Origin of the sequence: Bacillus cereus group sp. MYBK108-1 (assembly GCF_051917185.1) — a bacterium.
Classification (GTDB): domain Bacteria; phylum Bacillota; class Bacilli; order Bacillales; family Bacillaceae_G; genus Bacillus_A; species Bacillus_A cereus.
In genome coordinates, this window is sequence record NZ_JBQAHZ010000020.1 from 69,269 (window position 1) to 82,247 (window position 12,979).

Sequence of the window (12,979 nt, forward strand, 5' to 3'; positions counted from 1 at the left end):
ACAAATCGTTTTAGCTTACAATAACCTTACAGTTTTGTAAGGTATGAATATGTAAATGTAAGGTAGAGGTTGTCCTAGTGTAAGCAAATGAATTGACTCGTCGTTTCTTTCTTACAATAATATTGTATGGAGGAAAGGAGGAAGGAAGATGGAAGCTTATTTTAGCGCACACCCATTAAAAGCATTTATTCCATACTCAAGGCAACATGCCCTTATATTATTTATTATGTTGGTGGGGATATTTTTTCTGTATCAATACCAAGATGTATTACGTCAAAGTGAGTGGAATATAACGGTTCGATATGCAATTGCATTTTTATTTATAGGTAGTGAAATTGGGCTTCATATGTGGGAGTGGAAAGCGGGGATTTTTGAGCTAGCTACTTCATTACCGTTTGAATTATGTACGATTAGTTTATTATTAGCGTCGATTATGATCGTAACGAAAAGTTACCGCATATATGAGATTGTATTTTTCACGGGAATTATTGGTGCATCACAAGCTATTTTAACGCCAAACTTGCAGTATGCTTTTCCGCATTTTCGTTTCATTGAATATTTTATCGCGCATATATTGCTCATTTGGGCACCACTCTTTATGACTTGGGTGGAAGGCTATAGACCGACCTTGCAATCTATTAAGCGTACGATGATATTTTTAAACATATTGATTCCGCTTGTTTCGTTTGTGAATTATAAAACAGGCGGTAATTATATGTTTTTAGCTCATAAGCCAGAAACAGCTTCATTACTCGATATGTTAGGACCGCATCCTTACTATATTATTTCATTAGAACTCGCAGCGCTTATTGGGTGTTTTATTTTGTATATGCCGTTTGCAAAAAGAGAAAGGCATGCGCATAAAGAATCACTAGGATCATAACCTAGTGATTTTTTATGTTTGAATATTTACAATTCAGAAAATTAAGAATAAAATTAGAGAGTAAAATATAAAGAGAGAGAAGGGAAAACGTGGTCAAAAAAGTTTTTCTGAATGGGATGGAAGTGACAATTCAATTTATTATTTCGATTTTGGGGATTATTATGTTAGGGGCTCTGCCGAAATTGTTTTATGGATTTAAGCTGGATGTATCAAAGTACATACAGAGTTTAAAAGAAGTGTTTGTGAACTTAATGGATATTTCCAATTTGCAATATGTGAAAGGTAAATTTTTATTTCCGCAGCTGTTCGTCCATTATAAAGAAACGATTATTATTTTTTTAGCTGCTTTTTTTATTTCATTATTTGTAGCATTTTGTATTGTTTATGTAATTATGAGTAGTTCACCGCGTATACAACATCGAATTAAATCATTTCTTATCTTCCTAGAATCTATTCCAGATATCCTTCTTATTTTAGTATCACAAATTTTAGTTATATGGTTTTTTAAACAAACAGGTTTTTTACCTTTTCAAATTGCTTCAATTGGAGGCGAGTCAATTAGAGGATTGCCGATACTTTGTTTGAGCATCCCGACTACGATTATGTTTGTAAAAATGGTCGTGCTTCGTTTTGAAAATGAACTAGAAAAAGATTATGTACTATTTGCTAAGGCGAAAGGGCTGGGGCGCTTTCATATTTTAAATCGTCATATTTTACGAAATGTGTTGCTTAGTACATTATTCTTTGCGAAAACGAATATCTTTTTTATGTTATCTAATTTATATATTATAGAATGGATTTTTAATACGGGTGGTATTTTTATGTTTTTGAAATCTTATTTTGGTATTAGAGTTGAGGTTTTCATCGTTAGTGTGCTTCTTATATATATTCCGATTTTTATTTTATTTAAATTGTTTCATTATCTCATTCCGGCTGCGATGAAGGAGAGATTATAATATGTGGACGTATATAAAACGTGATAAAAGATTTTGGATAAGCATTGGGTTTCTTCTCCTATTAGTTCTTTTGAGCATCGGAAATACGTTATGGAATGATGGGCATATTAGACAAGTTACATTGCAATATGATGCGGATGAAAATCCACAAGTGCCACCTTTTTCACCTTCATTACAATTTTTACTTGGGACAGATCGGAAAGGGTATGACCTGTTACATTTAGTCATTGAGGGTGCGAAGTGGACGATTGGTATATCTATTTTAATTGCGGCACTTAGAATGGTAATAGGTGTGTTCTTTGGTGTTGTACTTGGAACATATGTAAAAAGAGGTTTTTCAAAAATTGAGGCTTTTTTTGATAGTTTTACAGTTATTCCGACAGTTATGATTGCGTACTTTTTTCTTCAATTTGCAAGTACATTTGGAAGTGGAGAGGAAACAACAACCTTTTTTGAAAGGGCTTCGTTTCAAGTTGTCTTACTTGTAATGCTTGTAATGCCAGTTATTGCACTGTATGTTGCGAAGGAAGTTCGTAAATTGCGAACGGAGGAATTTGTTGATGCCGCACGCATATTAGGTGGATCGAGAAGACATATTGTTATAAAGCATCTTTTCCCGCACCTTTATATGACGTTTATACTTGTATTTTTTCAGCAGTTTACGCAGACTCTTACTATTTTACTGCACTTAGGGTTACTAGAAATATTCTTTGGCGGAACGGTTAAGTTTTTAGGACCGATAGAAGAAATAGAATCTTACACACATGAATGGTCAGGGCTAATTGGAGTCTATTTTAGATCTTTAACAGTGCATCCATGGATTCCTCTCGTCCCAATTACATTTTTCGGGCTTACCATTTTTTCAGGAAATATGATTGTAAAAAGTCTAGAAGAGGCGATGTTGAAAGTTCGATTAGGGGGAGAGATAAAGAAGGAAGTTGTAGAAGAGGAACAATCTGCTGTACAGTCAAAGGAAGAGTTGTTTACGTTTAAACATACGATGTGAAGAGAAAAAGAAGCAAGCATGGATTTCATGCTTGCTTCTTTTTACTTTGCAGAAACTTCACCTTCAGCTTCTGTTTGCGGAATAAAGTATCCGATTATACCACCAATTATTGCTGGAACGATCCAGCCGATTCCTAAGTTATAAAAAGGAATCGTGTGTACGATATTAGCGATAAAACTTGGTATCATTCCCACATTATCGAGTGCATGAATACAGCTAATAATGAATGCTGCGATCATTGCTCCGATGTAGACAGAAGGTTTACGTTTCGTATATTTATCGATAAATGATACGAAAATTAAAATGATTGTAATTGGGTACAAAATAATTAATACAGGTAGTGTGATTTTAATTAATAAGCTTAATCCTAAGTTTGAAATAACGAAACTAAAGATACAAACGTATAGTACGAGCTTTTTGTAAGAAACATTTGTTAATACTGTTGCGAAATAGTTGGCGAATGCACTTACAACACCAATTGCTGTTGTTAAACAAGCGAAGATAATGGCGATACTTAATAAAACATTACCGCTTGTCCCAAAGAATTGGTACATAACAGTTGCTAATAGTTGACCACCGTTCTCGAATTGTCCCAAGTTTCCGTTTGAAGCTCCGATATAACCGAGTAAGAAGTAAACAATTGTTAAGAATAGAGCAGCGATACTTCCGCAAATGATTGTATATTTCGCGATAGATTTCTTCTCTTGTATACCGTTTTGACGAATTGCATTTACAACAATTGTTGATAGTACGAGAGCGCCAATTGCATCTAACGTTAAAAATCCTTCAAGAAATCCTTTGAAAAACGGGATGTCTTTATAGTCACCGATAGGCTCTGCAAACGTTCCTGGTGAAAGAATCGCTTTTGTTGCCATAATTGCAATAATTACAAGTAAAATTGGCGTTAATATTTTACCGATATGATCTACTAGCTTGGATGGATTTAATGATAAGAAGTAAACGACTGTAAAGAAAATCGCACTAAAAACTAACATAGAATACCATTGATCTGGGAAAAGTGGTGCAATCCCAATTTCATAAGATACAGATCCAGTTCGTGGAATAACAAATAGTGGGCCGATTGAAAGATAAATAATGATAGCGAATACTGCTGCGAATTTTGGATGAACACGGCTCGCTAAAGTGTTAAAACTACCACCAGCAAGGGCAACAGCAACGATAGCAAGTAAAGATAAACCGACGTCTGTAATAATAAACCCTGTAATGGAAACCCACATATTTTCTCCGGAAGAAAGACCAAGAAGGGGCGGGAAAATCATATTACCAGCACCGAAGAAAACTGCGAATAGTAATAAACTAATCGAAAGTATTTGCGCTGGTTTCAAAGTTGTACGCATATAAAGAAAATCCTCCTAATGAGTATTTTTGTCGAAAATTCAAATAATTTGTCGAGTAACTGTTATTATTTTAAAGGTCTGATGACTAGAAAGCAATAGGGAATTTTGAAAAAATTAAAAAATAATGCATTAAATCGAATAAATATACTATTTGTATGTTTAATAGGGAGGATTTAACTTTTAACGTAAAAAAACACATATCGCTAGGATATGTGTATTAAAAATATATTTTTCTATCGCGTTCTTCTTTTAAAATTTCAACGGCTTCTCGGAAGCGTTGTGAATGGACAATTTCTCGTTCGCGTAAAAAGCGTAAGCTGTCATTTATGTCGGGATCGTCAGATTGGTTGATAAGCCATTGATATGTGGCACGCGCTTTTTCTTCAGCCGCAATATCTTCGTATAGGTCGGCAATTGGATCACCTTTAGCTTGTATATAGGTTGCAGTAAATGGAACACCAGCTGCGTTATGGTAATGAAGTGCGCTGTCATGATCGACGTAATGAGGGTCGAGACCAGCTGCCTTCATCTGTTCAGGAGTCGCATCTTTTGTCAGCTTATAAACCATCGTAGCAATCATTTCAAGATGCGCAAATTCTTCTGTACCAATATCGGTAAGGAGGCCAATGACTTTATCCGGGATTGTATAACGCTGATTTAAGTAACGTAGTGCAGCAGCTAATTCTCCATCTGCACCACCGTATTGCTCAATTAATAATTTTGCAAGTGCTGGATTACAAGTTCCTACTTTAACAGGGTATTGTAATTTTTTTTCATAAATCCACATAGTTTCTCTCCTTTATATTTGCCATGGCCAAGGACCTTTGCTCCATTCCCAAGGGGCATTAGAATAGCTATTTCCATACTGTTGAAGCGGTCCATATTTTTCTTCCATCTGTTGTTTTAATACTCTTCGTTTATAGGAAAAATCATTAAATTGGTTAATAGCTGCTGTATCGTCTGGGTGGGTGTCTAAGTAAAGGGTTAGTTCAACTAATACAAAGTCTAATTCTTGGAGATTCTCTAAAAGTCGATAATACTCTTCTGGTAGTGGCTGGTTCACGTCAGTAGTCACCGCCCTTTTTTATAAGGATTTTCGTAATAATCATAAAAGATAGGCCATAAGGTTCCTTTTTGTAGTGCTTCTTTCGGTGAGAATTGTGGTAAATTTGGCGGTTGAAAACCTAAATATAAATTAGGAGGGGTAGAGTAATATTTTTTACCAATAGGAGGACAAGGATCTTGAGGACTATGATATGGCACATATGATTTCATATATTTATCCATTAATAAACCTCCCTATATTCTTCATCACTACGTATTGTATTCAGACATAATAGGCCTTTATGACACATATAAAAAAGTAATAGGTACGGGGGGAATGAATGTGGAGAATGTGAAACAATTCATTGTATTGGAAGTGAAAAACTTAAAGGAAACTTTGTATTTTTATGAAGGGATTTTAGGAATCAAGCCTAGTTTAGAAAGACCCCAATTAGATGTAACAGGGGTTTGGTATGATGCTGATTCAATGAGAGTTAGTTTTGTAATGAATCGTAGTTTGGGTGGGCGTGAGAAGAGTGTTACGGATTCGGTTGATGTACTAATGTTTTCAATTTCTAACATAGAGAACTTAAAGAAGAGGTTAGTGTTTTATAAAATTGCATATACAGAAAACAAAAGTGAGAAGAGTATTGTAGTACAAGACCCAGATGGATATAAAATTCAAGTGATAGAGAAGGACGAATAAACGGAGGGGATTTAGTGGAGAGGAATTATGAAGAAAGTGCATTGTTTGAGCATCAATTTTGGCTAAAGGTGCTTACTGATCATTCGCAATTTTTACTTGATGCATTAGCTCCGAAGGAAAAAGAGGATATAAAAAAGGCCACTTATTTTGTTGAAACATTTACGAATCTGTTAAATAAAGTTCGTAATGTGAATCTCATTGCGTTTTCAAAAGAGGCAGAACGAGCCGCAAAGGAAATACGAACGTTTAAATTAAGTATTATACAGAAACAACTCGAGGGAAAAATCACTATTCATTTTACGCCAACTTTCATCAATCATATGGTAAACGAAGTAGAAGAGTATATAACAGTGTTAGAATTTTTAAATAAAGGAGAAGTTCCGCCTGTTTTTCATGAATTACATTATCATCTCGTTTGGTTAACGGATGCGGCTGGCCATGCAGGGTCTATTTCTGGTGGATTAGATCTTGTTGAAAAAAGATTAAAAGAGAAAAGCGAAGAATTTACGAAGCACTTTGAACAATTTTACTTAAAGGCAGTTGAAATGACGGGGTATTTACGCACAGAGCTTCATCATTTTCCTGCATTAAAGAAGTTTACAAAAGATGTTTCACTTGAGTTAAAATTATTTTCGCATTTTCTCCATGAGGTCGAAGAGCTGGAGTTATCGAATGAAATATTAAGTGCATTATCTGCTAGAATGGCGGATCATATGGCAAGAGAAGAATGTTATTACTTATTAAAATTAGCACAATCGTCTGGACTTGAGATGCCAAAATGTAATCCGCTTTAAAGAAAAAAGAGGTCAATTTTATTTGGCCTCTTTTTCTGCTTTATTTTCTCTTTTTATTTTTGCTTGTTCAATACTTGCCTGTAATGTCTCCATAATATTGATGATGTTTGGAGTTGGAGAGATTGTTTCGGTTTTTTCCTGTTGTTCAATTTTGTTTTCGATTAGTTCGGTAAGGGCTTCTTTATACTCATCTGTATACATCTCTTGTTCAAAAGGATTTGTAAGATGGTGGATTAAATTGATTGCTGCTGTGAGTTCTTGTTTTTGAATCGGATAATTTTCGTTACTTGGTAAGTTAGGTGTATTTGTTATATCGCGAATTTCATTAGGGTAGTGAATAGTTTGTAATATAAGCCCATCTTCAAAGTTACGGATAATAGCTAAATGTTGTTTTTTTCTAATGGAAATATGGATAAGACCAAGTTTATTCGTACGTTCAAGTGCTTCTTTTAATAATAAATATGATTTTTCATGTCCTGAGGTAGGGCCTATAAAATAAGAACGATCGTAGAGAACAGAATCAATTTCGTTATTTTGGATAAAAGATATAATACGAATAGATCTTGGTTCGTGAGCTTTTTGCAACTCAGCTAATTCTTTTTCATCCATAATAATGTACTTATGAGGTGCGTATTCATAGGCTTTTACAATATCTTTATCATCAATTTCTTCATCCGTACAATCAGGAGCAAATTTTTTATATTTAATAGGTGTTAAGCATTCTTTATGAAGACTTAAAAATTTTATATCGTTTTCTTCTACGGCACTGTATAGTTTGATTCCTATATTTAATAGTCCAAGTGAAAGGGCACCTTTCCATACGGTATGCAAATGAAGCCTCTCCTTTCATTCAAAAATGATTATGTATATTATGAGATAGTAAGAAATTTCCTATACGTTTTTTGTTTTTACGGAATGTTAAGCAGGAGGATGTGGGATATAAAATATATTGACAAGCCCTTCAAAATATTTTAATGTGATTGTATAAAATTGTGTATATAAAGGGGAGTAACTTATTACAGTAAAGTCGTCATTACAGGGAGAAACCCTCGGCTTTATTGGCAACGTTTCGTTGTTAGTGAGACCTTTACCAGCAATGGTAAAGGCCCCTTATTGTCTTTTTTAGGACCCTTACCATGTTTGGTAGGGGCCTTTTTGTATACAAAGAGAGGAGATATAAAAATGAAAAAACTTATTAGTAGATTAAGAGTTGTATTTCATGTTCGCCGATTTGTTCCATTCCTATTTGACTTTTTCACTTCAAAAGAGGTTTCAATAAAGAAGAAAATTTTATCTATTGCGTTTTTAGTTGGTTATGTTGCGATGCCGCTCGATTTAATTCCAGACTTCTTACCGTTTATCGGTATTTTAGATGATATTGGAATTGTATTATTTATTTTGAACCGAATTGTAAAAATGGCGCCGGTTCAATTACAAGAAAAGCATAACGTAAACGTAGGATAGGAGTTGGGGTAGAAAATATGGAGCAAATTATTTTAGATATAATCGAGTTTTTAAAGCAATTTTCTTATTTTGGAGTTGTGTTAGCATTAACGTTTGAATTTATTCCAGCAGAAGTAGTTTTGCCCATGGTTGGTTATTGGGTGTACGAGGGAGATATGAATTTTTGGCTTGCTGTATTAGCCGGAACCCTCGGCGGAACGACAGGACCTTTAACGTTATATGCACTCGGTTATTACGGTGGTCGTCCTCTATTAATAAAATACGGGAAATACTTCTTCATTAAAGAAGAACAAATTCAAAAAGCAGATGATTTCTTTGAGAAATATGGACCGGTTGTAGCATTTGTTGGACGCTTTGTGCCAGGAGTTCGAACGCTTATTTCTGTTCCATGTGGTATGGCGAAAATGAACATATGGAAATTTAGCATATATACATTTGTAGCAATGTTCCCGTTAACGACTTTGTATGTTTATTTTGGAATGAAATTAGGTCCACATTGGGAAAAAGCAGCGGATGTTGTTGGGCAATATATGTTACCGATATTAGTGGTCGTAGTTATTATTGTAGGTGGTATATTAATCTATAAATTTATGAAAAAAAGAAACAGAACGGAATCTATCTAGTCATTAGCACTCAGGTTAAATTTTTGAAAATAGATGAATAGTACAGGCAAAAGACTCTGAGGGACATACACATATAGGGAATATAAAAGAGAGAGGGGAAACAACTATGTCTTGTGAGTGCTCAGGGTCAGCATTAACTTGTTGTCCAGATAAAAATTATGTGCAAGATAAAGTGTGTAGTCCGTGGTCTGCTACTGTAGTTGCAACAGCAATTGATAATGTTCTCTATACAAATAATATTAACCAAAACGTAATTGGTACTGGCTTTGTTAAATATGATGTTGGACCAGGACCAATTACTGTAGAGGTACTTGATTCTGCTGGGGGTACAATTGATACACAAACATTAAACCCAGGAACGAGTATTGCTTTTACGTATCGCCGCTTTGATAGTATACAAGTTGTGTTACCTGCAACACCTGCTGGAACGTATCAGGGAGAATTTTGTATTACAACACGTTATCCACTTTCATAGCAGAATAGGAGAGGATCGAAATGGGAATGAGAAGTTCCAGTTTGTCTTGTTGTTCTAATAAAACACTTGTGCAAGACCAAGTATGTACAGACTGGTCTATTACAGGTGCTGGTACTCAAATTGTATATACAAATAATATCACGCAAGAAGTATATGGTTCAGGTTACGTGAAGTATGATGTAGGTGCCAACCCGATTACAGTTGATTTTTTAGTAGGTGCAACAGTGGTTGATACAATTACTGTACAACCACAAAGTAGTGGTACTTTCACTGTCCGATATTTTACTACTGTCCGAATTACTACGACAGGAACGACTGTTAATCAAGGAGAGTTTTGTATTACAGTACGTTATCCAATCTCATAAAAAGCATACCGTGAACGGTATGCTTTTTATATTAAGGAAATAATGAAATTGGTATTCTATAAGCAACATGTAAATTCGCAACAGTACTTGCCTTCTAAATATAGTGAAGGATTACTTGTTATATTGATAATATTGATCGACTGTAGGTCTTTTCCTGTGTACGATATTGTATTACCAGGAAACACAGTGAAAATATTGGTTACTGTTCCAACGATTTGAATTGTAATTGCTTCGGTGCTGCTAGTACTATTGTAAACCGAGACAGTACCTGATATAAGTAGTATCCCATCACTTTGCCATAGTATCATTGATTGTGATGCATCTTTGGCAGATGGGATGGTGTTATTAGTTATGAGGAAGTTCCCTGCAAATTCATTTGTTACTCGCTCGCAATTTGGATTTGGAGGAGGGGGCGGTGGACAAGGGTCTGGACAAATAATAGATAAAGGAGCGAAACAGCCGATATTTTTTTTATTCTTCAATATACCCCCTCCTTTTAAGTTGTCTTTTATTACTATTAAATGTAAAAGCATGGCCGATGTGTTAAAAAAAGAAGGAAATATTAAAAATTAAGATTGTCTAATAGGCTTAAACCTTAACTTATCATTAGTGTTATAGAAAAGATTATATGTGAATAGTCATAGGAAAAGAATGATCAGACTCTTTTAGACAAAAGGTGGTTGTATACAATAGTACGAGGAATGTTGGACTTAATTTCTAATTAACTGTATATTTACAAAAATCTAATAAAGTTCATTTGTTATTTAAACGACATTAACATGTATTAGATAAAATAGCCCTTGTAATGAATCAATTATTATGAGGAGGATTCAAGTGGACAGAAATGCTTTAAGAAAAGTAAAAGGCCTTATTGGATTATTAATGGTTTTTGTATTAGCATTCGTATCATTTCCGTGGAGTACATCAGTCAAGGCGGAAGAGAAAAAGCAAGAAAGGGCATCAAGTGAGAAGAAGATAGTTTTTCCAGTTGTAAGTGATGTGCATATTAAAAACAGTGGAACAGATGATACATTTCGCTGGAAAAGAGCGATTGAACAGTTTAATACACTAGCACCAAAGCAAGATGCATTTGTTATTGTAGGTGATTTCACGGATACAGGGTCAGTGCAGCAATATGATCGTTTCATGCAAGTGTATAATGAAAATGCAAATAAAGATGCCGTGAGAATGAATTCTCTTGGTAACCATGATTATTGGAACGGTTTATCTGTAGAGGGCGCACAGAAGCGTTTCTTAGAAAAAACAGGTATGGAATCAATTTATTATCATAAAGTGGTAAAAGGTTATCACTTCCTTGTTATGTCTCCAGAGAATGGAACAACTCATGGCTATTATTCGGACAAGCAAATTAATTGGTTAAAAGAAGAAATGGCAAAAGCGCAAAAAGATGACCCAGAAAAACCAATTTTCGTATTTTTACATCAACACATTAAAGAGACAGTATACGGTAGTCATGAATGGGGAACACAAGATAGCGCAAAAATTAATGCAGTATTAAAAGAATACCCACAAGTTATTACGTTTTCAGGTCATTCACATTATCCATTAGATGATCCGAGATCGATACATCAAAAAGACTTTACATCAGTTGGTACATCTTCAGTAAGTTATATGGAAGTTGAAGGTGGTAAAGTACAAGGGAATATCCCGCCAGGAGCTAGTACGTTAAGCCAAGGTTTATTAGTAGAAGTAGATGATAAAGAAGTAACGATTAATCGTCGTGATTTCCATACGAATTCTTGGACAGGCGAGCCTTGGAAAATTAAATTACCAGCAAAGAAAGAAACATTTACACATGTAGAAGATCGTGATAAAGAAAAACCATACTTTGCTAAGGATGTAAAGCTTGCTGTATCAAATGTAACAGAAAATGCGGCAACAGTAACATTCCCACAAGCGTTGGACAACCTCCTTGTTCACTCTTACCGTGTGCAGGCTAGAGATAAGCAAACGGGTGAAATAAAAAATAAATTGTTAGCATTCTCAGAGTTTTATCGTGATCCAGTGCCGAAAGATCTTACGTTTACACTGGCAGGGTTAGATGGCGGGAAAACATATACACTTGAAGTTGTTGCAATTGATTCGTTTGGTAATGAAAGTGCGCAGCCTTTAACGGCAGAAATTACTACGAAAAAAGATGATATTGATCCGAATGTAAAAGTGCCAAAGGCTGATGTTTTCGATGTGAATTTTGCAGATGGTACATTTAAAGACAATTCACCATTTGGAACAAAAGGTGATGTGAAGGGCAATGTGACTATTGAATATGATAAAGCATTGAAAAAGAATGTTATGAAGTTAAACGGACAATCTAATACATTTGGATACCTTCCATTTTCAGCAGCACAAAAAGAGAAAGTAGCAAATACATTTACGTTAGAAACGGTATTTTCAATGAATCAAATCCGTGGCCAAGGTATTTTGCAAAATACAGAGAGCGGCGGAATTGGATTTGAGTCTACAGGAAGTGGATATGTTGAATTATGGGCTCACATTGGTGGCAGCTATAAACGTGTTGGAGTTCAATTAGAAGCGAACAAAACGTATCATTTAACAGGAACGTATAACGGAAGTGAAGTAGCTATTTATGTCGATGGTAAAAAAGTAAATAGCCAACCAGCTACAGGGAAAGTGTATCATCCAAATGTACCATTTGCACTTGGAGCGGATCCTGATAGCAATGGAAATGGTGGCATTCCGTTAAATGGACAAATTGCGCTTGCGAAATTATATAGTAAAGCGTTAAGTTCTTCAGAAGTATTAGCAGCGTACAATGAGTTTTCTAACCGTACGAAATTAGAGCAAGTGAACGCGTTATATGAAGAGCTTGGAAAAGGGAAAGAAGTGTTAGCTGGTACGTATGAGTTTGGTGATAAGCCAGGTCAATATTCAAAGGAAGCATTTCAAGAACTAGAGAAAAGCTATAATAATGCAAAACAAGTGTTTGAAAATATAGGGAGTACGGGAGAGCAAATCGTTCAAACATATAACGAATTAAAAACAGCTAATGTAACATTTGTACAATCTAAAGTAGTAGAACAACCGAAAACACCGAAAGAAAAATTACAAATCAATATTGAATCTGCAAAAGTAGTAGTGAAAAAAGCGCAAGATGCAAATGTAACGGACGGTTCAGTGAAAGCACTGAGTCAAAAAATTACAGTGGCCGAAGCTGTAGTGAAAGATGTAAAAGTAAAAGATGCACAGGTAGAAACGATGAATCGTACATTAGAGTATACGATTTCACTTGTTGAAAAAAGCATAAACAAATAAGAGAGAAGAAA

Annotated in this window: 17 protein-coding genes; 11 read left to right on the forward strand and 6 right to left on the reverse strand. The window is 34.9% G+C overall.

Features of this window, described 5'->3' with window-relative positions; all coding sequences use genetic code 11:
* Positions 1–148 precede the first annotated feature (148 nt).
* The 3 genes from ACTFSL_RS22715 to ACTFSL_RS22725 all read left to right on the forward strand — a co-directional run bounded on the left by ACTFSL_RS22715 (position 149) and on the right by ACTFSL_RS22725 (position 2,845).
* Positions 149–883, forward strand: a complete 735-nt coding sequence (locus ACTFSL_RS22715; protein WP_135277482.1) for a YwaF family protein — start codon at positions 149–151, stop codon at positions 881–883.
* A gap of 89 nt (positions 884–972) precedes the next feature.
* Positions 973–1,839, forward strand: a complete 867-nt coding sequence (locus ACTFSL_RS22720) for an ABC transporter permease subunit (protein ID WP_000239670.1) — start codon at positions 973–975, stop codon at positions 1,837–1,839.
* A 1-nt stretch (position 1,840) separates the two neighbouring features.
* Positions 1,841–2,845, forward strand: a complete 1,005-nt coding sequence (locus ACTFSL_RS22725; RefSeq protein WP_135277480.1) for an ABC transporter permease — start codon at positions 1,841–1,843, stop codon at positions 2,843–2,845.
* Positions 2,846–2,886: 41 nt separating this feature from the next.
* Here ACTFSL_RS22725 and brnQ2 read toward each other — a convergent pair whose 3' ends face one another.
* From brnQ2 to ACTFSL_RS22745, 4 genes are all read right to left on the reverse strand, one after another.
* Positions 2,887–4,203: a branched-chain amino acid transport system II carrier protein BrnQ2 gene (brnQ2, locus tag ACTFSL_RS22730; RefSeq protein WP_001260934.1), complete on the reverse strand. Its 1,317-nt coding sequence runs from the start codon at positions 4,201–4,203 to the stop codon at positions 2,887–2,889.
* A 217-nt stretch (positions 4,204–4,420) separates the two neighbouring features.
* Positions 4,421–4,990 carry a spore coat protein CotJC gene (gene cotJC, locus ACTFSL_RS22735; protein ID WP_000265278.1) on the reverse strand — a complete coding sequence of 190 codons (570 nt, stop codon included), beginning with the start codon at positions 4,988–4,990 and terminating at the stop codon, positions 4,421–4,423.
* 12 nt (positions 4,991–5,002) lie between these two features.
* Positions 5,003–5,266: a spore coat protein CotJB gene (cotJB, locus tag ACTFSL_RS22740; RefSeq protein WP_001075543.1), complete on the reverse strand. Its 264-nt coding sequence runs from the start codon at positions 5,264–5,266 to the stop codon at positions 5,003–5,005.
* An 8-nt stretch (positions 5,267–5,274) separates the two neighbouring features.
* Positions 5,275–5,490, reverse strand: a complete 216-nt coding sequence (locus tag ACTFSL_RS22745) for a spore coat associated protein CotJA (protein WP_000362187.1) — start codon at positions 5,488–5,490, stop codon at positions 5,275–5,277.
* Between the two features lie 34 nt (positions 5,491–5,524).
* Here ACTFSL_RS22745 and ACTFSL_RS22750 point away from each other — a divergent pair, with 34 nt between their 5' ends.
* Both ACTFSL_RS22750 and ACTFSL_RS22755 read left to right on the forward strand, forming a co-directional pair.
* Complete coding sequence (locus ACTFSL_RS22750) at positions 5,525–5,953, forward strand: VOC family protein (protein ID WP_162837398.1); 429 nt, start codon at positions 5,525–5,527, stop codon at positions 5,951–5,953.
* A 14-nt stretch (positions 5,954–5,967) separates the two neighbouring features.
* A complete protein-coding gene (locus ACTFSL_RS22755; protein ID WP_000440988.1) occupies positions 5,968–6,747 on the forward strand; it encodes a DUF2935 domain-containing protein in 780 nt (259 codons plus the stop codon).
* 18 nt (positions 6,748–6,765) lie between these two features.
* Here ACTFSL_RS22755 and ku read toward each other — a convergent pair whose 3' ends face one another.
* Positions 6,766–7,578 (reverse strand): non-homologous end joining protein Ku, encoded by an 813-nt coding sequence (gene ku, locus ACTFSL_RS22760; RefSeq protein ID WP_000557737.1) that lies wholly within the window; start codon positions 7,576–7,578, stop codon positions 6,766–6,768.
* Between the two features lie 351 nt (positions 7,579–7,929).
* On the opposite strand from ku, the gene ACTFSL_RS22765 reads away from it, so the two are divergent.
* The 4 genes from ACTFSL_RS22765 to ACTFSL_RS22780 all read left to right on the forward strand — a co-directional run bounded on the left by ACTFSL_RS22765 (position 7,930) and on the right by ACTFSL_RS22780 (position 9,674).
* Positions 7,930–8,211, forward strand: coding sequence for a YkvA family protein (locus ACTFSL_RS22765; protein ID WP_000733844.1), 282 nt, complete (start codon positions 7,930–7,932; stop codon positions 8,209–8,211).
* A 17-nt stretch (positions 8,212–8,228) separates the two neighbouring features.
* On the forward strand, positions 8,229–8,834 hold the full coding sequence (locus tag ACTFSL_RS22770) for a DedA family protein (protein ID WP_000435023.1): 606 nt from the start codon (positions 8,229–8,231) through the stop codon (positions 8,832–8,834).
* 106 nt (positions 8,835–8,940) lie between these two features.
* On the forward strand, positions 8,941–9,309 hold the full coding sequence (locus tag ACTFSL_RS22775) for a DUF3992 domain-containing protein (RefSeq protein WP_001277537.1): 369 nt from the start codon (positions 8,941–8,943) through the stop codon (positions 9,307–9,309).
* Between the two features lie 20 nt (positions 9,310–9,329).
* Positions 9,330–9,674: a DUF3992 domain-containing protein gene (locus tag ACTFSL_RS22780; protein WP_000525819.1), complete on the forward strand. Its 345-nt coding sequence runs from the start codon at positions 9,330–9,332 to the stop codon at positions 9,672–9,674.
* 56 nt (positions 9,675–9,730) lie between these two features.
* Here the strand turns inward: ACTFSL_RS22780 and ACTFSL_RS22785 are convergent, their stop codons facing one another.
* Complete coding sequence (locus ACTFSL_RS22785) at positions 9,731–10,114, reverse strand: S-Ena type endospore appendage (protein ID WP_232291167.1); 384 nt, start codon at positions 10,112–10,114, stop codon at positions 9,731–9,733.
* Between ACTFSL_RS22785 and ACTFSL_RS22790 the strand changes: the two genes are divergently transcribed.
* Both ACTFSL_RS22790 and ACTFSL_RS22795 read left to right on the forward strand, forming a co-directional pair.
* A complete protein-coding gene (locus tag ACTFSL_RS22790) occupies positions 9,999–10,247 on the forward strand; it encodes a hypothetical protein (RefSeq protein ID WP_002023335.1) in 249 nt (82 codons plus the stop codon). The genes ACTFSL_RS22785 and ACTFSL_RS22790 overlap by 116 nt on opposite strands.
* A gap of 261 nt (positions 10,248–10,508) precedes the next feature.
* The gene (locus ACTFSL_RS22795; protein ID WP_135277478.1) at positions 10,509–12,968 is read left to right on the forward strand and encodes a LamG-like jellyroll fold domain-containing protein; all 2,460 of its coding nucleotides are present in this window, start codon (positions 10,509–10,511) and stop codon (positions 12,966–12,968) included.
* Positions 12,969–12,979: the final 11 nt, after the last annotated feature.

Bases quoted from the DNA above. Each gene is read 5' to 3' on its own strand.
- ACTFSL_RS22715 (WP_135277482.1), top strand. From the start codon at position 149: ATGGAAGCTTATTTTAGCGCACACCCATTAAAAGCATTTATTCCATAC.
- ACTFSL_RS22725 (WP_135277480.1), top strand. From the start codon at position 1,841: ATGTGGACGTATATAAAACGTGATAAAAGATTTTGGATAAGCATTGGG.
- brnQ2 (WP_001260934.1), bottom strand. From the start codon at position 4,203: ATGCGTACAACTTTGAAACCAGCGCAAATACTTTCGATTAGTTTATTA.
- cotJC (WP_000265278.1), bottom strand. From the start codon at position 4,990: ATGTGGATTTATGAAAAAAAATTACAATACCCTGTTAAAGTAGGAACT.
- ACTFSL_RS22745 (WP_000362187.1), bottom strand. From the start codon at position 5,490: ATGGATAAATATATGAAATCATATGTGCCATATCATAGTCCTCAAGAT.
- ACTFSL_RS22765 (WP_000733844.1), top strand. From the start codon at position 7,930: ATGAAAAAACTTATTAGTAGATTAAGAGTTGTATTTCATGTTCGCCGA.
- ACTFSL_RS22770 (WP_000435023.1), top strand. From the start codon at position 8,229: ATGGAGCAAATTATTTTAGATATAATCGAGTTTTTAAAGCAATTTTCT.
- ACTFSL_RS22775 (WP_001277537.1), top strand. From the start codon at position 8,941: ATGTCTTGTGAGTGCTCAGGGTCAGCATTAACTTGTTGTCCAGATAAA.
- ACTFSL_RS22780 (WP_000525819.1), top strand. From the start codon at position 9,330: ATGGGAATGAGAAGTTCCAGTTTGTCTTGTTGTTCTAATAAAACACTT.